The organism is Nocardia sp. NPDC087230, assembly GCF_044744725.1.
Taxonomy (GTDB): domain Bacteria; phylum Actinomycetota; class Actinomycetes; order Mycobacteriales; family Mycobacteriaceae; genus Nocardia; species Nocardia canadensis.
In genome coordinates this window covers 560,660-579,569 of record NZ_JBIUYV010000001.1, presented here as the reverse complement: position 1 = coordinate 579,569, position 18,910 = coordinate 560,660, and the positions used below count along the sequence as shown (strand labels likewise).

The following is an 18,910-nucleotide window of genomic DNA, read 5'->3' as shown; positions in this document are numbered from 1 at the left end:
CGGATCCGGGTGAGGCCACCCGGTGACCGGGCCGGGTGGTCCCGGGGGCAGCGGCGACGAGCATGACGTCGTCGGGCGTACCGATCGGGGCCTGACCCCGACCGGTGACACCTTCCACCGCGACTACGTGCTGGGCAAGATCCCCGACAACGCCTCTCCGTCGTCGATCGGCGCGGTACGCGACCCGCAGAGCTGGCAGCGTCAAGTCGAGCAGTGGGGTGACCAGAAGACCCTGCACGACATGATGATGTACGGCCACCAGATCATGTTGGGCCGCACCGCCGAGCAGGGCTGGCGCACCGAGCACGCCCGGCCGACCCCGTTCGGCACCCGCCGCCACGATGTCGCCCTGATCGCCGAGGTGTTCGGCAAACAGCGGGTCCTCACGACCACCGAATACAAGGCCGGGTCGGTCAATCGCGAGGACGGGCTCAAACAACTCCGCAAGGAAGACCACCTGCTCCGAACGGGCCAAACCCAGCAGGTCAGCGAGTACGTGATCCGCGCCGCCCGCCCGCCGCACCCGGACGTGATGCGTGAAGCCCAGCGTCTGGCGCAGGCCTATCCGACCAGGTTCAAGATCATCGCGTTGTCGGAGAAGGAGTTCGACAAAGCCGTCGAGCTCGGCCGGCCGATCGTGCGGGCGCTGGCGGTGGAACGGCTCGGCAAGGTCATCGAGCAGGTCGGCCGCACACCTGAGCTCACCGCCGCGTTCCGTGCGCTGCGCGGGGCCGGGCGCGCGATCGACCAGGCCAAACGTCGAGGCACACCGCTCGGGCTGCACACGCTGCTCGGTGTCCGCGACAAGCTGGCCAACCTGATCGAGCTCGATCAGCAGCAAACCCAGCAGATCGACAAGACCGCACGCGAGCAAGCAGGACTCGGGCTACGCGACAGCCTCGTCGTCGAACACGCCCAAGCGCACAAACGCCAGCAGCGCCTCGAGGCGATGACCAGAATGCTCTCGCGCGTCGACCAGGAAATCGTCGGCACCGCCACCCGGAAGGTCGCCGCCGAGGTACCCCTGCGCGACCGCAGGAACCTGCGAAAACAACTCCAGCGGATCCGGGCCCGCGACGTCGGTGAAGGCCGCTCCCGCAACCTGGCCGTCCGGATCCGCGAGTTTGTCACGGTCACCACAGAACTGGGTGCCCACTACCGGGAAGAACGCGAGCAGGAGCAGCAAGCCCTCGCACGACTGGTCCCCACCCGATACCGTGACGCCGCCACCAAAGCCCTCGAACAACGACGCAGCACCCACGACCGCGATCTGGTCGCGGACCTGACGCGCACCGCCGACCACACCAACTCACTGCCGCCACCGAAGACTCCCGAACAAATCCGGGCCGAGGAACGCGCCCGCGCGGCACGCCAGGCCAAGGCCCTCCAGAAAGACCAGCTACTCACCCGCATTGTCGACGACCACAACAAACGCGTGGAACAGGCCGCTCGCGAGCAAGCACAGCAGCTGCGCAGCCAGGACCCCGCCACCGCGGCGCGAACGACCCGGCAGGTCGAACGCGCGGCAGCGGCGCTGAGCCTGGACAAACAGACCCTGGCCAAGCAGGTCGACCCGCGCGCGATCCAGGGCCTGCTGCAGGGGCAGGCCCGATGGGATCGTGACACCCAGGCCTACACCCTCGAAGTCGGCCCCAACGAGAAGCTCTACTTTGGCCCCAACAGCTTCGAGGCCTACTACGCCGACCAGATCCGCGAAGTCGAACGCGGACAAGACCTGGGCGTGGTGGAAACCAACCAGCTGCTCAAGATGTCCAGCCGCGGCCACGACCTCGCCGGCTCCCTCGACAAACTCGAACGCGACCGCGCCGAGGTCGAGAACAAGCAGCGCGAGGCACGCGAGCGCGGCACCCAATTCCGAACGACCGGACCAGAACGCCAAGAACGCGGCCGAGGCCAGGAACGAGGGCGGTGACCGTGGGCGTCGGCGCCCACTGTCTCAGCTCCGTCGCGCTGCGGGCACTGCATCGGAATTGATCGTGCCGACCGGTTGGAATATGTTGCGGGATAGCCATTCCTCGGTGCCGGGCCCGGCCCATGCACCACTCCGAAAGGGGCATCCTCGCAATCACCTGAGAATCAGTCAGGACGGTGGCAGGCTACCGGGCAGCGACGTAGTCTCGAAGTCGATCTTCGGAGCCGAAACTTCCTGTCCCAGAATAATTCTCGGTCGTTTGCGCAACTAATCGTTCGCTGGGTCGCGAGGAAGCGGCGGGCTCCGATCACACGTCACTTTCCCGAATATGCAGGCATCTATCTTGCGAGGTGGTCCAGATGTTTCACAGATTGGCGGAATGGATCGAGAAAGGCTCAGTCGCCCTCAACTACGGAGGCGGAATCGAGGCGAAGGGCATTGTCATTGACCTGGTTCCGCTGAAGCCACTGCTGCCGTTGATCACCTTGATACCGTTCTGATGACCCCGGACAACGGCGAGGCCGCGGCGGAGTCGAGCCCGACCGAAGCCAGTCGTTCCCGGCAGAGAAACGAGCTCCTGGCCCTCGGCGGGGCGATGGCGCTCGTTTCCGCGCTGGTCGGCATCAGTGCCCACCGGTGGGCAGGACAGCACGCCACGCCGCCCCCACCTGCCCCTGCCGTTGATGACGATCCGCACCTCCCGCCGGTGTCGAGCCAGGACCGCGATCGCTCCGTCGAGATGAACGACTGGATCGACACCGAGACCACCGATCGCTCCATACGCATCGCGGTGTCGACGGCCGCGTTGACCGTGGCGACCCTGGCTCTGTTCGGGGCCATCTGGTGGGCCAGTCCCGACACGTTCGCCGCCGACAAACGCAACTTCTTCGGCTCCGGCTTGTCGAGCAAAGACGTCCTGGCCGCCGTCATCGCGATCGTCGCGACGAACGCCACCATCAACATCGCGGTCGTCCTCGCCGCCGGGGCGGGCCGACGCGCGGACTCGGGAACCGTCTTCGAATACTGGCAGCTGCGCGTCGATGCCGTCTCGCGTGGCTTGTCCATCGTCGCGCTGTACATGAGCATCGTCACCTGGTTCGTCATCCCCGTCGACGAGGACGTGCTGACCAAGGCCATCTCGGTGTTCTTCGCCTACCTGTGCGCGAGCATCAGTGTCGCGAACATGCGCGTGCAATCCATGTCCGCCGGGCGCTACTTCTCGACACTGCGCCAGCAAACGGGCGTGAAGAAGATGAACGACCTCCTCGCCGATCTCGGCAGGCAGCACGCCGTGACACACCCGATCACCACCAGCTCGGGAACTCAGCGGTGGCGCATCGTCACCACCAGCATGCTCTACGCGCTAGCGGTGGCGGCTGCCACGATCGCGTTGATCAAGGTGATCCGGGTAGCGATCGGTGATGGCGTCTTTCAACTGGTATGGCTGAATCTGGCGACGCTGACCATCCTGTTCGTGATCAACTCCGTCCTCCTGATCGGCGGGTCCTTCCTGCGCAGCTACGGCATCATCTCGTCGCGCGCGTCAACCTGGCCGGGAGGCCACACCGTCATCCGGAAGTTCATTCGAGTCAGCGGGGTTGTCGTCTCGCTCGTGTTCGCCGTGTCGGTTCTGCTGCTGGCAGAGCGCGGGTCCTTGCTGGCCGGGGCGGCGTTCAACTTCGAGATCATCTTCTTGTACCTGTGGCTCTACGACCCCGCGCTCTCGACCAGCAACCGGTTCGGGCGGTTCCTCTCCCGGCGCTACGCGGCGATCAACCGCTACGTCGCGCGCGCAGTCGAAGACAGGATCACCCGAGCACTCGGCGGCACACCAACGCCATAGCCGCGGGCGCAGGCCCCTGCGATCAACCGGGATTCAGGGAGTTGGCTAGGCACGTGACGGCACTGGCACCGTGAAGAGATCGCCTTCACTGTTGGCTTTGCTCCCTTTCCAGGACACGGTCAGCGCGAGGGGCCAGTGTCGGTCCGGCCGCCGGAATCGCGCACGCGCTTCGACGGAAATACCGACGCCGCCGTGGCCGCCGCCCATCCGCCGGTACTCGATACCGCGTTCATCACGAAGGCCGAAGAGGACGTAGTCAGCCAAAGGCTCGGTGAGGTTATCGGCCATCACGATGACCGTGTGCAGGGTCGCGGTCTCGGCGAACAGAGCGAGCGCGACCACGATATGTCGGCTCTCGCTGATGTGGAAGGTGGTCGTCTCCGGGATCAGGACGGCTTCGAGTTCAACGACTTCGGGCGGCTCGGGCTGGCTCAACGCGACGCTCCTCGACCAGGTGGATTCGAAGCGCCCACAGTACCCGCGACGGGTGTAGTCGCCACCGTGTCGCGGCGGCCGGGATGTCTTGGCTATCAGAGGTCGTAGCCCGGCGCGAGGCGCGGCCCTGGTGCGTCGACCGATGATCCGAGCTCGGGATCGCCGGGCGTCTCCGGCTCGTAGGCCGCGGTGGGCAACGCCGCGGCGACGGCGGCATCGATCACCTGTCCAGGCTCGGCCGCCGCTGGTAGTGGTGTGGTGACCGCCGCAAGCTGCTGGCGGGCGCGGGCCAGGAGGTCTTGTGCGGTCGCTGGCGCCATGTCCAGCTCGGTCCCCGGTGTGGTGGTGCGCCGCAGGCTCGACAGTGACGAGCGCACGCTCGCGGCGACCGCGGGTGTGCCGAGGTCACGCCACAATGCCGTCAGGTCCTCGGCAGCGAGGTGGCGGTGGGCGTGGACTCGGGAGGCCAGGACGGCGTCGGTGACCGTCCAGCTGCGGACCCGTTGCGCCGGGCTCATGTGGATCGCGTCGGCGGTGTAGATGACCCGGGTCCGCAGGGCCTCCATGTTGCGCCGGAGCTGGTGTGCCACTACCGGTTCGGGATCAGTGTCGACTCCGATGCTGTAGAGGTGATGCTCGCGGACCACCGCGACCGCGGCCATGTCGGCGAGCCGGCGGGTGTCGTCGACCACGCGCCCGTATCCCCGACGGACCACGTTGTTCTTCGGCGGGTCCCGCAACACGATGCTGGGCCGCCACGCCCGGTTTCTCGTTCCCAGCTCTCTGGCTTGATTGATCCACACAGCGGGGACACCACGGGCCGAGGCGGTCGCTTCGGCCAGGCTGCGATCCCAGTCCAGCTGAGCGAGTTCTGGGGAGTGGTCCTGCTCGCGGCGCATCACCGCGCCCCGGCGGGCGAGGTCGTGGATCTGGGCGAGGACCTCTGCCTGCGCAGGCGGCAGGTCGGCGACGAGGCGGGGATGCGGTGGCGGGCTCGTCACGGACCGGTCCCAGTCGATCGGCCGGTCACAGCTCGACCCCCGGCGCCGGGGGTGTCGCTCCGTGGCTGAACGTGGGTGGGTTCATCAGCGGGTCGTCACCGGTGTGAGTGTTGGCCGTTCCGGTCGCGTCCACCGCCGCATCGATGCGCGCGCCGTCGGAGAACAGCGGCTGCATCGCCGACGAGGCGGGCAGTTGCTCCAGCTCCGACAGCACTGTATGCGGTTCCGGTGGCGCGAGCTGCAGGTCGGGTCTGATTCCCGCTTGTGCCAGCACGATCGACTGGTTCGCGTAGCCGGTGATGTCGGTGGCGGCGATCTCGCTCCACTGGCGGGCGACCTGATCACGGCCTATCTCGGCCGCGGCCGAGGCTGCGGTATCCATCCAGCCTTGGAGCGGCCAGCGCTGGTCCCCTTCGGCGGCATCGACGCCCAACAGTGCACCGACCAAGGCCGACCTGCGCCACAGTGTCGAGATCACGTGTTCCACCGTGTCGCGCTGCGGCAGATCCGCAGCCGGTGCGAATCGGGTATGGGCGGCATGGATTCCGCAGAAGCGCGCCAATCGATCCCAGTCACCGCTCAGCCGCGACAACAGGCCGTCGCGGTCGATCGGGGCGGCGGGGCGCAAGAACAGGTTGGTGTTCCAGCCGATCCCTTTCGCGCCGCGCTCCCCGGCCTGGCTCACCCATTCACGCGGGACTCCACCCGCGATAGCAGCCTCAGCGAAGTCGGCTTGCAGTCTGGCGCGATCCTCGAAGTCCTTCCTCTGCTCCGGTGTCAGTGTCGCACCGTCGGCTCGCTGCTGTCGGAGCAGCGTGTGTGATTCCGCCGCGAAGTTCTGTAGTGCCTTGAGGATTCGCTTCTGGACCGTGGTGGCGTTGACCATGTTCATTCGTTCTCCCCTTCCAGGCTGGTCAGGGCTCGGAAGTCCGGGCCGAACCCGCGGTGCTCGACCGGGATCGTCGATCCGGGTGGGCCGAACCAGTTCGCCGGTATCGCTTCGCCGGTCAGGCCGGGGCTGTCGATGTGGTGTTCTGGGGTGCATCGGTGCAGGGGGCCGTTGGCGGCGTCGAGGACATGGCGCATCTGGGGGTCGATGTGGCGGACGAACAGGCTGCTCATCGCCATCTTGTCCTCGGCTTTCACCGCGGCTTCGAAGCAGGCGTGCAGGCCGGCGAACCGGATCGCGACCGATTGGTGGCGCCACCACTGCCGACACCACGTGTACTGGCCTTCCCGGTTGTTCGCGGCGATCCTCACCGAGGTCACCGGCAGCAGCCACTGCTCGATGAACTCGCTGTAGTGCCGAAACTTCCTGGGCGGCTGGCCCTCCGGAGGTTCGGGTCGGGTGCCGAACCAGCCGGGTGGGACCGGGTCGAACGGCAACGAGGGTGTGGACTGGTGGTGGGTGCGGGTGCACCGGTGCAGTGGCCCGTGGGCGGCATCGAGGATGTGGGCGACGTGGGGGTCGAAGTGCGAGAGCAGGAACGTGCTCACCGCGGATCCGGCCTTGGAGCGGCGCATGGCCTCGAATGCGGTGTGCAGGTGCGCGACCCGCACCGCCACCGGCCGGTGTGCCCACCAGTGGGTGCACCAGGTGTAGGTGTTCTCCCGGTTCGCCTCGGCCAGGCGGACACTGACCGTGGGCAGCATCCACTCGTGCGCGAACTCGGTGAAATGCCGGTACTGCGGCGGGATCGAAGCGTTCGTCGGTGCCGCCGGTGCTGGGTTCGGACTGGTCATGACCGCGCCTCCCCTGCCGCCGAGGTTGCCTTGAGCAGCGAGACCGGTCCGCCGCCGAAGCGTTGCATCGAGGTGTTCACCAGGGGTGCGTAGCCGCTGTCCCACCAGGGGACTTTGCGGACGACGACGGGGCCGTGTCCGGGCAGCCGGACCAGGGCGCGGTCTTTCGGGAGCGCGGCGAGCATGGCGACGTCGAGGATGGGTTCGGGCCGCCAGGCCAGGGTGCGTTGGATGCCTTGTGGGGTGTAGGTGCGGGTGCGGTCGGACACGTCGTGTTGTCCGGCCATCGCCGACCAGTGCTCGAGGTAGTCGCGGGCGGCGATGGACCCGCCGTAGACCTCGATCGACTGGGCTTGCATAGTCTTCCAGCCGTTGACCCCCCACAGGTTCTCGGCCTGTTCGAGGACCTGCAAGATCGTCATCAAGATGATCCCGCACCCCGCCGCATAGGTGTAGTAGCTGGGCAGTTCGCTGATGCGAGCACAGTTGGCGGCCTCGTCGAGCACACACAGCAGCGGGGTCTGCAACCGTCCGTCCGCGCGAGCGCGGGCGGTGGTCAACGCGGCCTCCAGGACCTGGCCGACCAAGGCCGCGGTCAGCGGAGTCGCCCCGTCCGGCCCGGTCATCGACAACGGATACAGAGTGTCGTTCGAGGTCACGAACTCCGTCGGCACGAACTCCGGCAACTCGTGCGTACGGGGTAGCTCGGTGACCTCGACGCGGATCCCGTTCGCGATCGTGATGCTTTTGCCGCCACTGCTCGTCCGGCCATCCGTCGCCTTAGCGGTGGTTTCGCTGACCTGGAAGATCTTGCGGGCCGGGGGTGTGACCATCTGGGCGTAGCCGCCATCGGAGAGGACGTTGAGGAAACGGCGTGCCATGTCGTAGAGGCCGTCGCGCTGGCGGGCGTAGAGGCTTTGGCATTCCAGGATTCGTGCGGCGGGCCGGTCGTGGCCGTAGTGGCGCAGGATCAATGCCGGGGTCGGGTCCTGGTCGCGGCCCAGCCAGTCAGCCACATGGTGCAGATCGCCGTCGACGCAGGCGGCGGCGAAGGTGCACAGCGCGAACAGTTCTTGGGCGCCGCCGTCGAAGTAGGCGTCGGTTTTCGCGTTCGCGATCTCGCTGGCCGACCCCGCCGACCCCGAGACGAAGAACCCCGCGAGTTTGCGTGCGGCGGGCAGGCTGGCGACCTGGGTGAACAGGTTCACCCAGAAACCGCACACCACCGTGCCGGTGACCGCTTGCAGATCACACACCCACACCCGACCGACCTGCTCACGCCCGTAGACAGTGTGCCGGTACAGGTCCGGCTTGTTGCTGGTTGCCAGGCACGGCCCCCATGCCGAGAGCACCGCCGGGATCGCCCAGGCGACCGTCTTGCCGGTGCGCTGTCCGGCCGCGATCGTGACACCGAGCTCGGCGGGCACGTGCAGGGCGACATCCCCGATCACCGTGCGCCCCAACAACGGTCCAGGGTTGGCTCGCACCTGCTCCGGCGCATCACTGAGCAGGCGTTGGTTGTCGGCGAGGTTGTCGACGGCGCGGGCAATGCGGATCTTGCCGGGCCGCTGCATCGTCCGCGCGGCAGCGTCGACCTCCCGATCGGTGCCGAACACCTGGAGGACTCGAAGAGCCAGTGCCCCGGCGGCGCACAGCAGCAGCACCGCGATCGGGGTGGACTGCCACGGCCAACCCGCCTGGCCGGAGGCAACCGACAGGAGAGCTGCGAACGGGTTCCACGACATCGCCTGTCCGGTCCACCAGCTACCGATCTTCAGGGCCGCCCAGACCAGGAGCACGAACATCAGCACGGCGAGCAGGATCGCCAGCAGGGCGGCTTCCTCACCCATCCCGGTCTTGTCACGGCGTCGGGTTTCACGGGGAGAGAACATGATTGGTCCTTTCAGAAGTGGGGGTCGGCGCCGAGGTCGCGGTGGGGCGCGTCGATGACCCCGGTGAGCTCCGGGCTGCTCCATCCGGTGTCGCCGCCATCGGGCAGCGCAGCGTCGACCGCGCTCGAGATGACCGCGCCGGCACGATGGATCGACGTCGATGCGCTCGGTGGGTGCGCGAATTCGGCACCAGCGGCCAGAGCGAGCTCAGGTGGCTGGCCGACCTCGACGCCGGGTTCGGCACGCAGCGTGCTGATTTCGGCGAGGCCCGGCTCTTGGTTGCCGAGGAGCTGATCGAGCTGCCCCAAGTGCGGGACGCCGGGTTGTTGTGACCAGTAGTGCCCGTCGAGGCCGGCGCGGTAGGCCGCGGTGATGTCGTGCTCGTCGGCCCCGACGGCGACGGCTTCCAGCCGGGCGCGGTGGGTGGCGTCGATCAGTGTTTCCAGGCGGTCGATCAGTGCTTGCCCGCCCTCGGGTGTCCCGTCGAATTGGCTCGCCAGGCGCAGGTGTTCGGCGGTGAGGTCTTGGACCCGGCGCAGGGCCTGGATGTGAGCCTTGTGCTGGTCATGTGCGGCGGTGTAGTCGTAGCGCACGGGCGCCGAACGCTGTCCGGGCGGGATCAAAGCGTCGAGTTCGTCGGTGCCGCGATCGAGATCACCGGCGGCTTCTTCGGCGGTGAGCAGGTCGTCGGTGGCGTCGATGATGGCGTCGATCTCGGCCAGACTCAGTTCCCCGGCTGCCCGGCCGCCGAGTGCTCGGTCCGCCGCGCCCGGCTGCAGGACTCCGGTGGCGGTCGAGCGGTCGCGAACCACGGTGAGGTGGCGAGGTCGCCACCGAGCACCGTCCTGGCCCGAGTGATCGTGGACGGGCTCGAGGTGACCGGTGATCTCCGCAGCTTGGCGTTGAGTCCGGATGGCGTCAGGCTCGATGCCGGAATTGCCCTCGATAAACGCCTGCTGCAGGCGCGAGAACTCGATACGCGCAGCTTCGGGATCGCTTTTCCAAGCCTCGGCCGCAGCGCTGAGTTGCTGCCACAGCGCGCGCTGCTCAGGCGGAGATTCGTGCTGCCACGAACGAGCGATATCGTGGGCGCGGGCAGCGTATTCGACAATGTCGAAAGGGGTTTCACCGAAGGCTGCCACCTCAAGGAGCTGGTGATAGGTGGCGAAGTCGGCGCGCAGCTGCGCCTCGGTCGGGGTGGCGCTGTCGCGGTAGTAGGCGGGGTCGGTGTAGCGGGTTCCTTGGGTTATCCAGCTCATCGCGATCCCCCGCCGAGGCGATCGCGGCCGGACAGTTCAAGCACGCCGGTGGTGAGAATGGGCTGATGGTGGTGGGGCATCGCGGTTCCTCGGATCGAGAAAACGTCCACACCCTCAGGCGGGTGTGTTGAGGCCCAGCGGGTCGGGTTCGGTCGTATCGGTCCAGTTCCCCCTAGCCGAATACGCCGACAGAACACACACTTTCGGGTCGTGCTATATCTCTGGTGCCCGGTTCACCTCGCTGCCCGCCTCGCGCTGTGGTGGTGTGTCGGTGTCGGTGGCCCAGTCCAGTTCGTGGTCGCCGCGCAGCGCGGCGTCGACCGCGTTGGTGATCGCGGTGCCGGACGGTTCGGCCTCCTCCGCCGCCGCTGCGGCGAGGGAGGCAGCGACGAATTCCGACCGCAAGGCGGTGTTGGCGTTGAGCAGCATCTCCCGGGGCGTCGGCGGAACAGCCAACGGTGTGCCGGTCGTTTCGGTGGGCACATACGGTGGCACCCGCAGCATCGGATCCGGTGCGGCGTAGGCGTTCCACGCGGCGGCCAGTGCGGTTTCGTCGAGATGACCGATCGCGGCGATGTGGCCGCGGCGCAGTCCTTCCACGCTCGCTCCCCAGATCAGTTCGCCTTCCCCGCGGGTGAGCTCGGCTGCTGCCGCCAGCACGGTGACCCGCTGGTGGTAGGCGAACATGTTCGCGTAGAACTGGTGCTGGGCCTCGGGTGGGGCGTCGAAACTCCACCGCCCCGTCGCGATCCGGTCGGTGCGGGCGGCATCGAGGCTGGCCATCCGTTCCAGATGCCACAGGTCGATCTCGAGCATCCCGAGGTAGAACTCCTGCGCGCCGGTCGCCCGCTCAGGATGCTGACGAGTCACCGCCCGCTCCGGAGCCTCCGTCGCCCGCGCGCCGAGTTCGCGCGCGTCCTCGATCCAGCCGCGGTCGATCCCGGCCAGCAACGCCTCGTGCTCGGTCTGAACGCGGTCCTTGTCGAGGTGGTCGAGGCGCTGCTGCCACACCAGCGCCGGTGGATCGACGCCGCCGCTGTCGGCGAACATCGCTGGCCCGGCCTCGGTGACGCGGTGTTGCTCGGTCGCCAGCGCTTGGATGCGGCGCAGCAGCCGACCTTGCTGTGCGGCAAGGGATTCAGGTTCTCCACTACTGGTCATCACCACTCCCCTGGGTCTCGTCCGGCCGCTGGGCCCTGGTGGTGGTCGGGCGATGTCGAGGTGGGGGCTTCGAGCCACTCGCCACCGGCGTCCGCGCCGGTGGCCTGGATCGCCGCGCTGATCCGGTTCTCGGCACCGGCGACCCGCTGACCGGCTGCGCCGATGGTGTGGTGTGCTTCGACGGCGGCGGCGATCATCGCCTCCGGGTCCGGCGGTGCGGTCAGCTCCCTCCACAACGGTTGTCCGGTCACGGGATCTAGGCGCAGGTACGCCCGCGACACCAGCCGAGCCGGATCATCGGCGAAGGCCCGCCACTGGGCCGACAGCTCCGGATCGCTCATCGCCGCGACCACAAGCGCATGGTCTCGGCGGCCCTCTTCGGCGCCGCTGCCCCACAACAGCTCTCCCTCGTCCGGGGTGATCTGCACCCCCAGCACAATCCTTCTCGCGCGGGAGTAGCGAACGTGCAGGTGCTCGATCAGTGCCATCTCTCTGACCGGGTCGTGGCCTGCCTGCCAATTCCCGGCCGCGATGCGTTCGGTGCGGCCGACGTGCAATGCCGCCATCCGGTCCATCAGCCACACGTCTCGCTCGAGCAGGTCCGCCAGGAACACTTCGTGTCCCAGACTGCGTGGAGGGCAATACCGCAGCACCCGATCGCTGGGGTTCTCGGCCCGCAGCCTGCCGACCGTGCGGGCGTCCTCGACCCAGCCCCGATCGGCGTTGGCGCGAATCGCTGCTTGCTCGGCGACGACAAGCCGGTCCTCGGCCGAGAGCATCCTCCACCTCGGAGGCACCGCCGACACGACGCGTCGGGCTCCGGTATCGCTGGCCTGCGCCGTGTCGGATTTGCCGGCCAAGTGGGCTTGCCCGGCCAGGTGTTCCACGCGGCGCAGCAGCGTGCTCAAACGTGCGGCATCGTCATGGCCATCCCACTGCCCGCTACTCATCACGGCCCCGATGATCGAGACCCAGATCGCATACGGGGGTTGCCCGTGGCAGTTCCGGCTCGGGTTCGGTCTCCGGCTTCCCGTCGAGGCCGGTCGGGCGTTCGGGATCACGGTATGAGCCGGGATTGGTGGCCTGCACCGCGGCGGCGATCGAGGAATCGGCGCCGGGCTGATCGGTGTCCTCGCCACGGCGAGTACGCCTCCCAGTCGCCGCCGCTGATTCCGCGGCTGCCGCTACCGCCGCCGACGCCGCCGCTGCCTGAGCGATCATCTTCTCCGTCGACGGAGGCTCGGTCAGGTTGGGTCGCAGCGGTTTTCCGGTATCGGGGTCGGTGAGCAGGTAGGGGGGCCAGAGCAGCGGCACGTGGGCATCGGCGTAGGCATTCCACATCTCGGCCAGTTCGTCCTCGCTCATCCGGTTCACCGCGCCCGCGTGCATGCGCCGCATCCATTCGGCACCTGTGCCCCACAGCTCCTCGCCCTCCTGGACGGTGATCCGGGCCCCGGCCACCACACCCGAAACGCGACGCCGGCGCAGATCGGTACGGTCGGACAATGCTCGTTCACGCTCCAGATCAGCCCGCGCATCGCCGGACCGGAACCTCACTCGCTTCTCGTAGGCCAGTTGCAGCGCGGCGGTCCGTTCGAGATGCCACAGGTCCAGATGCAGCAGATCGACGAAGAACACCTCGGTCGAATGCTGGCGTGCGGGCCGATGGCGCCAACCCGGCGGACCGGGGTCGATGCCGACCTGAATACCAAACAAGCAGGCATCTTCGATCCAGCCGGGATCGGCGCCATCGGCCAGCGCGTCGCTTCGCATGTCTGCCGCGAGGGCGTCGAAATCGGCCACCCGCGCGATCCACAGCTGGCGCGAACTCTCGCTTTCGGGCCCGACGTCGCGCACCTGCCGAGCGACATCGAACATCTCCGACACCGCATGCGACCAGGAGGTCCATCGCGCGGGTGCGGCATCAGGATCCCATTCGCCGATCATGACCACACCCCCTGATCCCGGCCCGCACCAGCGTCTCGGTCGGGTGGTCGAGGTCGCTGTTCGGGGTCGGGCTCCCACTGCGTCTCGGTCCCGGCGCCGGTGGCCTCCACCGCGGTTCCGATGTCGCGGCCGGGCTGTGGTCCGGCTTCGCTGTCGGCGAGCCGGATCGCCACCAACGCCTTTTCCGCGTTCGCGGCGACCTGCCACGGTGTCGGCAGTTGGAGTTCGGTGACATTGCCGGCGGCTTGGTTGTCGAACACCCGCGAGACCTCGGCCTCGATCCCCTTCCAGGACAGTTCCCCTAAGCGCTGCTGGAGCTCGGCGTCGGTGTAGGAGGCCGCGGTCAACTCGGCCAGCCGCTTCCACGACTCCGGCCCCCGACCCCACAACTGCTGAGCAGTCCCAGCGTCGAGATCGATCAGGGAAGCGGTGCCTTTGATCCGCCGCCACAGGGCGGCCATGTTGTCGTGGAGCTGACGCTCACCGGCCTCGTTGTCCGGCAGCGCGACGGTGTGCACGCGATGCAGGTACTCCGCGCGCACCAGCGCGGCGTGCTCGAGTTTCCACACATCACCGGAGATCTGTTCCAGAAGATGCAGGCGCGTCAAGTTCTCGCCTACCGGGGCCAGCGGAAGTCGCGCTGTTTCGGGGGTTTCGCCCCACCGCACTCCCCTGCCGCCGGTCTTGATGGCGTAGTCGATCATGGGTTGGGGGATGTCGAGGCTATGGGCGTGCAGTTCGATCTCGCCGCGTTCGGCCTCCAAGGCTGCGAGGTTGGTGCGCCACCGTTCGAGCGCAATGTTGGGGCCTGCATTGTTGGGGCCGGACTCGGCGGGCGAATACTGCGGGTAGCCGTGGAACAGGGTCCGGTGGTGGATGTAGCTGGTGGCCTGGATGCGTTCGAGGAGCCGAAGCTGCCACGACGGCAACTCTTCGGCCCCCGAGAGCGGACTGCTCATCGGTTCCTCCGATCAGGGTGAATGACTGGGTGTTTCGGGCTCAGCGGTCTGGGAGTGGGTGGGCACACCCTGGTCACGGGTCGTGGCCCAGGTCGTGGGTGCGCGGCCGTTCCGGCACCGGCCCGATGTGGTCGTCGAGGTCGGGGTCGGTGTGGACGGCGGTCGCGGTCGCTTCGATCGCGGCGTTGATGTCGGCCCCGAAAGCGGCGTCGAGTGTGGGGCGTGGCCGCATCGCCGCCGCAGCGAGCTCGACCATCCGATCGGGAAGCACCGGCAGTTGCGCGTTGATGTCCTCGGCAGTGACTCCAGCGCGGGTCAGCATCTGCACCGGGACCGCCGCCGTCACGAAGTTCGTCTCGACGATCCCGCGCCAGGCCCGAGTCACCGCGGCGGGTTCGAGCTCCCCTATTGTCTCGGCGACCCGGTCGGTCCACGGCCGCGCCGAAGGCTCCCACACGTGCTCGCGTTCGCTCGGTGTCAGGTCCAGGGCGTGGCCGACGGCGCCGACGCGTTGCCAGCTCGCCCCCATCACATGCCGGAATGCCTCGAATCCGTCGCGCGGCACCGTTCCTTGCAGCGCGATCGTGGCGCCGATACCGGCCATCTGCTGCAACTGCCACACCGAGCCGAGGTGCCCGGCCAGCAGGGTGTCGCGGTCGATGACTTCGCTGCTCAGCAGCGGCTGCCCGGGCCGCCACCGGTGCCCGCGGTCCCCGGCAGCGCGGGTGTAGGCGATCACCGACCCCGGCACACCCACCGCCGCGGCCACCACCTCGAGCTCAGCACGCGTGCGGCGGCTGACGTCGAGGTGCGCGAGCGCGACCGGTGATAGCCCGGGCCCGCCCGGGGTCTGGGAGGTGGCGATCAGGTGCTGGTCGTCGGCGGCCAGGTTCTGGATGCCCATGAGCAGCTTGGCCTGGATCGGAGTCGGGGCGAACATCTCACCGGCCCCATCCCACCTCGGGACCACCACGCCACACTTCGATCTCAGTGCCCGGCGCACGCGGCGACGGCTGCCCGCCCCCGTCGATCAGGCCGGGATCCGGCGCGGAGAGATCGACGTCGTGGACCCCGGTCGCCGCGACGACGGACTCGATCCACTCCCCGGCCTCGACGACCTCGGCATCGATCACCTCGAGATCTGGGGCGTGGCCGCGGTCGAGGTCATCGACGCCGAGCCCGGATTCGTGGTGCAGGTGCGCGGCGATCGTGAGGTCCTCAGCCAACCCGGCCACATCCTCAAGGCCGTGTGACCAACCATCGGCCACGTTCGCGCGGTCGCTGTCGGTGAACAGGTCCTCGACATCGAGGCCGGTGTCGTCGATCAGCCGTTCCCGGTAGGCCTGCGCGGCAGCCTCGGCCTCCGGGGAGAGGTCACGGGTGGCGTCGGCGGCAGCGAACTGGGCCGCCGACGCCTTGGCCGCGTCGGCGGGTTCGTTGGATCGGTGCAGGGTTTCGGTGAAACCGGCAGCGCGGCGCCGGATGTCGATGAGCAGCTTCTTGTACTCGACATCGAGAGCGTGCAGTGCTTTCTCACGCGTTTCGCGGTTGGTGTAGCTGGTGATCCGCTTCTTGTGGACTTCCGTGCTCTGGTTCCGCGCGAGCTCGCCGTCTTTTTCGCGCCGTTGCAGGTCTTTGTCGGCGCGGGTGATCTGGGCTTCCTTGTGCCGGACGTCGACCTCGGTCACCTTGCCCGCGTTGGTGATACGAGCACGGACCTCCTCGATCCGCGCTTGGGTCAAGTTGTGGTCCGCGCCCAGGTTGCCCAGGCGGACCGCGTGCTCGATCGCCGACCGGTGCTCTTTCGCTCCGGCCAAAGCCACGCGCTGCTCGGACTCGATGCGCGATCGCGAGTCCGCGCCCCAACCACGAATCAGCCCGGTGGTGGTGTGGGCGGTCTGCAAGGCCTGCACGAACCCCTGCCGGACAGCCTGACCGCTTTCCTCGACCGGGTCCCCGCTCACGACAGCACCCGCAATTCAGCCAGCAGCCATGCGCTTTCGGAGTAGTGGCGGGTCGCGCGGGCATAGACGGTGAACACGATCGGCGTCCCGGCCGCCGGGGTGATCGTGACCGCCAGGACCCGGCTCGTCGACGACGCCGTATCGGGGACAAGATCATCAGCACGCATGCGCACCTCGGTGCTCACTCCGATCTGTCCGCCAGCCCAGTCCTGCCACTGCCCCGTCGTGATCGGTGACCACTCGGGCATCCGCACGCGGGCATCGGCTGCGAACGCCGGCTGCAGCAAGGGCCGCGCGGCGACCAGCCCCGCGCTGACGTCACGCCCGGCGAGCGGATCCAGCCCGAACATCGTCGACACTGCGGCGTGGAGAACCTCCGTCGCCGAACACGGCCGCACGCCCTCGTGCGGAGGCGGGAACGCCGCTGCACCGCAAGCTGGTTCGAGGACCGGCCGCGCCTGGTTGGCGCTGCAGCCGATCGCCACGGCCGCGATCACCAGGGCGCTGAGCAGTACCCAGGGACTCGTGAGGCTCGGGGTCATGACATAGCCTGATCGCGCTGCCACAGGTCGAGCAGGTCGGCTGCGCGCCACCGGACCGGCTCGGGGTGCAGGCATTGTTCGGCGGCCGGGTTGTGGGCGCCGATGGTCGCGACCTCGAGCACCAATCCGGTCACGCTCGCGAGGCGATGCAGCCGTGGCTGGTCCAGGCCGCGGCTACGCGCGAGGTTCAACCGCAGGACTCCGGCTTGGGCACCCCAATCCCGCAGGGCGTGCCCGGCGAGTTCGATCGCCTTCTCCGCCGAGGTCGTGGCCGCGACGACCCCGTCGCGCAGGGTGGGTGCGGGGAACGGTTCGTGCCAGACCATTCGGCCGGTGGCCGCGCAGAGGGTGAACGCCTCCAACGTCGCTGCCGACCACACGAGCAACTTCGGGCCGGTCGCGGCTTGGCGCACGAGCGGGGCGTCGGTGGTGGCGTGGGTGATCTCGGTGTGCAGCAGGCCGTCGTAGTCGACGCCGATATCGAGTAGCGCGGTGACGAACCGGTCGGCCAGGTAGCGGGTGATGAACCCGTACTCGATGGCGAGCCGATCGAAGTCCTCGGTGCGGGTGAAGGTCAACAACTCGGTGGCACGGGTACGGACCATGTCCTCGGGACTGATCGGCGCGAACGCACCGAACGGGGAACGCGGTGGCCTCATGAGCGGGGCTCCTTTCGCAAATCGTTGTGGTCACAGGTCGAGTTCTGAAACGGGGGGGCAACGACACTGCTGGGGGCGGCAGGTCGTGTGCGCCGTCCTGGGCGTGATCGAGATCCGTGGCGGTGACGCCGGTCGCGTCGATCGCCGCGCCGATCAGTTCCCCGGCGGTTCGTTCGACCTCCTCGCGGGTCTCCCAGGCGTGTTCGGCGCTGGCTTCGAGCAGGTGCGGGGCCGGTGGCAGCTGATGAGGCCGGCTCGCATCGAGGCTGATGCCGACCAGGCGCATCGCCGCGACGCGGCATCGCGCTTCGCGCACGATCGCGGGTTGAGTCACCGCACGCCAGGGCCGACCACCTTCGAGGTCGAGCTGCTGCGCGACCGCCGCGAGTCGCGGTTGCCACACGGTCGGGGTGAGGTCGAACCAACCGTGTGTTTCGGCGTCGGTGGTGTCGATGGCGACCGCGGTCATCGCCACCCGCAGCCACTGCAACCGCATGTGCTCGCTCAAACGGGCGGCGTTGCGGGGCTCGACCTGGCCGCGATTGCTGCGGAGGACGGCCAGGGCGGGCAGGGTGTAGAGGGCCTCGACCTGGTGGCGCAGTTGAGCGACCAGCAGCGATCGCGGTACGGCATGCGCGGCGGGAAGGACTTGTTCGCCGGTGCTTCGTCGGCCCTGGCGCCCCGCCGAGGTGGCGGCCTGGATCCAGGTCGATGGCACGCCGACCGCGGCGGCCTGTTCACGCAAGACACGGTGGGCGATGGACAGATCGCGGATCGTTGCCTGTGTGGGCCGTTCGATGCGCGGTTCACCGGACAGGATCGCCAGGTCGGCAGCGACGTTCTGAATCGCGGCGGCCAAGCGCCGATGCACGACCGAATGGGCTGTTGTGCTGTGGGTTTGGGTCGGTTCGGTCATGGCGGTGGTCCTGTCCGGTGCCCGGTGCCCTCGGGCCGGGGCATGGGTTTCCGGTTCATGTCGAGTGTCATCAGTGCGATGGGCTTGCTGGTGGTTTCGGGCATGTCAGGTCCCGGGGTTGACGCGGTAGCCGGTCATCCGCCATCCCGCAGCCGTGTTCGCGACGGTGGCGGTGACGTGTAGGCGCTGATGGCGGGTCGCCGAGCCGTCGCGGTGAACCACCAGTTGGGTGACGACCGCGACCACCGAGGTCTCGGCTCCGACCGTGCGGGGTGGCTGTGCCTCGACCAGCGCGGAAACAATGTCGCCGCTGTCGCGCCACCCCACCCATTCCGGCAACGGCCGCATCCCGCTGGCAGGGGCGGTCGTCGCCGCGGCGGCGAGGTCTCCGGTGAGCCACGGCAAGGCACGGGCCAGGGCGGCGCCGGGACCGGTGTCGGTGCTCGGCTGCCAGGAGAACATCGCCGAGAGCCCCATCCGGGCCGTTGTCGCGGCGTCGGCGGTCTCGGGTGTCGGTCCCTCGCTGTGTAATTCGGTCGGTGCCGGTGGATCGGTTGCGGCCGGGTCGCTGCTGCACCCGGCCAGCGGCAGACCGAGCAGGACGACGGCGGCCGCGGTGGCGGCTGATCGGAGTGGCAGTCGTTTCGTCATGGGTG

General features: G+C 68.3%; 19 protein-coding genes. 4 read left to right on the top strand and 15 right to left on the bottom strand.

Annotation, left to right across the window (positions count from 1 at the left end):
• Positions 1-22 precede the first annotated feature (22 nt).
• The 3 genes from ACIO52_RS02675 to ACIO52_RS02665 all read left to right on the top strand — a co-directional run bounded on the left by ACIO52_RS02675 (position 23) and on the right by ACIO52_RS02665 (position 3,776).
• Positions 23-1,933 carry a hypothetical protein gene (locus ACIO52_RS02675; RefSeq protein ID WP_402641022.1) on the top strand — a complete coding sequence of 637 codons (1,911 nt, stop codon included), beginning with the start codon at positions 23-25 and terminating at the stop codon, positions 1,931-1,933.
• A 359-nt stretch (positions 1,934-2,292) separates the two neighbouring features.
• Complete coding sequence (locus ACIO52_RS02670; RefSeq protein ID WP_402641020.1) at positions 2,293-2,433, top strand: hypothetical protein; 141 nt, start codon at positions 2,293-2,295, stop codon at positions 2,431-2,433.
• Entirely contained in the window at positions 2,433-3,776 is a 1,344-nt protein-coding gene (locus ACIO52_RS02665; protein ID WP_402641017.1) for a hypothetical protein, read from the top strand. The genes ACIO52_RS02670 and ACIO52_RS02665 overlap by 1 nt, the downstream gene beginning before the upstream one ends.
• 45 nt (positions 3,777-3,821) lie before the next feature.
• On the opposite strand, the gene ACIO52_RS02660 is transcribed toward ACIO52_RS02665, so the two are convergent.
• From ACIO52_RS02660 to ACIO52_RS02595, 14 genes are all read right to left on the bottom strand, one after another.
• Positions 3,822-4,211 carry a hypothetical protein gene (locus ACIO52_RS02660; protein ID WP_402641015.1) on the bottom strand — a complete coding sequence of 130 codons (390 nt, stop codon included), beginning with the start codon at positions 4,209-4,211 and terminating at the stop codon, positions 3,822-3,824.
• Positions 4,212-4,306: 95 nt separating this feature from the next.
• Entirely contained in the window at positions 4,307-5,212 is a 906-nt protein-coding gene (locus tag ACIO52_RS02655; protein ID WP_402641012.1) for a hypothetical protein, read from the bottom strand.
• A gap of 25 nt (positions 5,213-5,237) precedes the next feature.
• The gene (locus ACIO52_RS02650; RefSeq protein WP_402641010.1) at positions 5,238-6,098 is read right to left on the bottom strand and encodes a hypothetical protein; all 861 of its coding nucleotides are present in this window, start codon (positions 6,096-6,098) and stop codon (positions 5,238-5,240) included.
• A 2-nt stretch (positions 6,099-6,100) separates the two neighbouring features.
• On the bottom strand, positions 6,101-6,955 hold the full coding sequence (locus ACIO52_RS02645; protein ID WP_402641007.1) for a DUF4913 domain-containing protein: 855 nt from the start codon (positions 6,953-6,955) through the stop codon (positions 6,101-6,103).
• Complete coding sequence (locus tag ACIO52_RS02640) at positions 6,952-8,847, bottom strand: type IV secretory system conjugative DNA transfer family protein (protein WP_402641004.1); 1,896 nt, start codon at positions 8,845-8,847, stop codon at positions 6,952-6,954. The genes ACIO52_RS02645 and ACIO52_RS02640 overlap by 4 nt, the downstream gene beginning before the upstream one ends.
• An 11-nt stretch (positions 8,848-8,858) precedes the next feature.
• Positions 8,859-10,106, bottom strand: a complete 1,248-nt coding sequence (locus tag ACIO52_RS02635) for a hypothetical protein (protein WP_402641001.1) — start codon at positions 10,104-10,106, stop codon at positions 8,859-8,861.
• A gap of 213 nt (positions 10,107-10,319) precedes the next feature.
• The gene (locus ACIO52_RS02630) at positions 10,320-11,267 is read right to left on the bottom strand and encodes a hypothetical protein (protein ID WP_402640998.1); all 948 of its coding nucleotides are present in this window, start codon (positions 11,265-11,267) and stop codon (positions 10,320-10,322) included.
• Positions 11,267-12,046, bottom strand: coding sequence for a hypothetical protein (locus ACIO52_RS02625; protein ID WP_402640995.1), 780 nt, complete (start codon positions 12,044-12,046; stop codon positions 11,267-11,269). Before ACIO52_RS02625 ends, ACIO52_RS02630 begins: the two co-directional genes overlap by 1 nt.
• A gap of 163 nt (positions 12,047-12,209) precedes the next feature.
• Positions 12,210-13,214 carry a hypothetical protein gene (locus tag ACIO52_RS02620; protein ID WP_402640993.1) on the bottom strand — a complete coding sequence of 335 codons (1,005 nt, stop codon included), beginning with the start codon at positions 13,212-13,214 and terminating at the stop codon, positions 12,210-12,212.
• Positions 13,211-14,173 (bottom strand): hypothetical protein, encoded by a 963-nt coding sequence (locus ACIO52_RS02615; protein ID WP_402640990.1) that lies wholly within the window; start codon positions 14,171-14,173, stop codon positions 13,211-13,213. The genes ACIO52_RS02620 and ACIO52_RS02615 overlap by 4 nt, the downstream gene beginning before the upstream one ends.
• A 73-nt stretch (positions 14,174-14,246) precedes the next feature.
• Positions 14,247-15,113 carry a hypothetical protein gene (locus tag ACIO52_RS02610; RefSeq protein ID WP_402640987.1) on the bottom strand — a complete coding sequence of 289 codons (867 nt, stop codon included), beginning with the start codon at positions 15,111-15,113 and terminating at the stop codon, positions 14,247-14,249.
• A gap of 1 nt (position 15,114) precedes the next feature.
• Complete coding sequence (locus ACIO52_RS02605; protein ID WP_402640984.1) at positions 15,115-15,861, bottom strand: hypothetical protein; 747 nt, start codon at positions 15,859-15,861, stop codon at positions 15,115-15,117.
• A gap of 272 nt (positions 15,862-16,133) precedes the next feature.
• Positions 16,134-16,679: a hypothetical protein gene (locus ACIO52_RS02600; RefSeq protein ID WP_402640981.1), complete on the bottom strand. Its 546-nt coding sequence runs from the start codon at positions 16,677-16,679 to the stop codon at positions 16,134-16,136.
• Complete coding sequence (locus ACIO52_RS02595; protein ID WP_402640978.1) at positions 16,676-17,338, bottom strand: hypothetical protein; 663 nt, start codon at positions 17,336-17,338, stop codon at positions 16,676-16,678. Before ACIO52_RS02595 ends, ACIO52_RS02600 begins: the two co-directional genes overlap by 4 nt.
• A 103-nt stretch (positions 17,339-17,441) precedes the next feature.
• Here ACIO52_RS02595 and ACIO52_RS02590 point away from each other — a divergent pair, with 103 nt between their 5' ends.
• Positions 17,442-18,437, top strand: coding sequence for a hypothetical protein (locus ACIO52_RS02590; RefSeq protein WP_402640975.1), 996 nt, complete (start codon positions 17,442-17,444; stop codon positions 18,435-18,437).
• Here the strand turns inward: ACIO52_RS02590 and ACIO52_RS02585 are convergent.
• Entirely contained in the window at positions 18,360-18,905 is a 546-nt protein-coding gene (locus ACIO52_RS02585; RefSeq protein ID WP_402640972.1) for a hypothetical protein, read from the bottom strand. The genes ACIO52_RS02590 and ACIO52_RS02585 overlap by 78 nt on opposite strands.
• Positions 18,906-18,910: the final 5 nt, after the last annotated feature.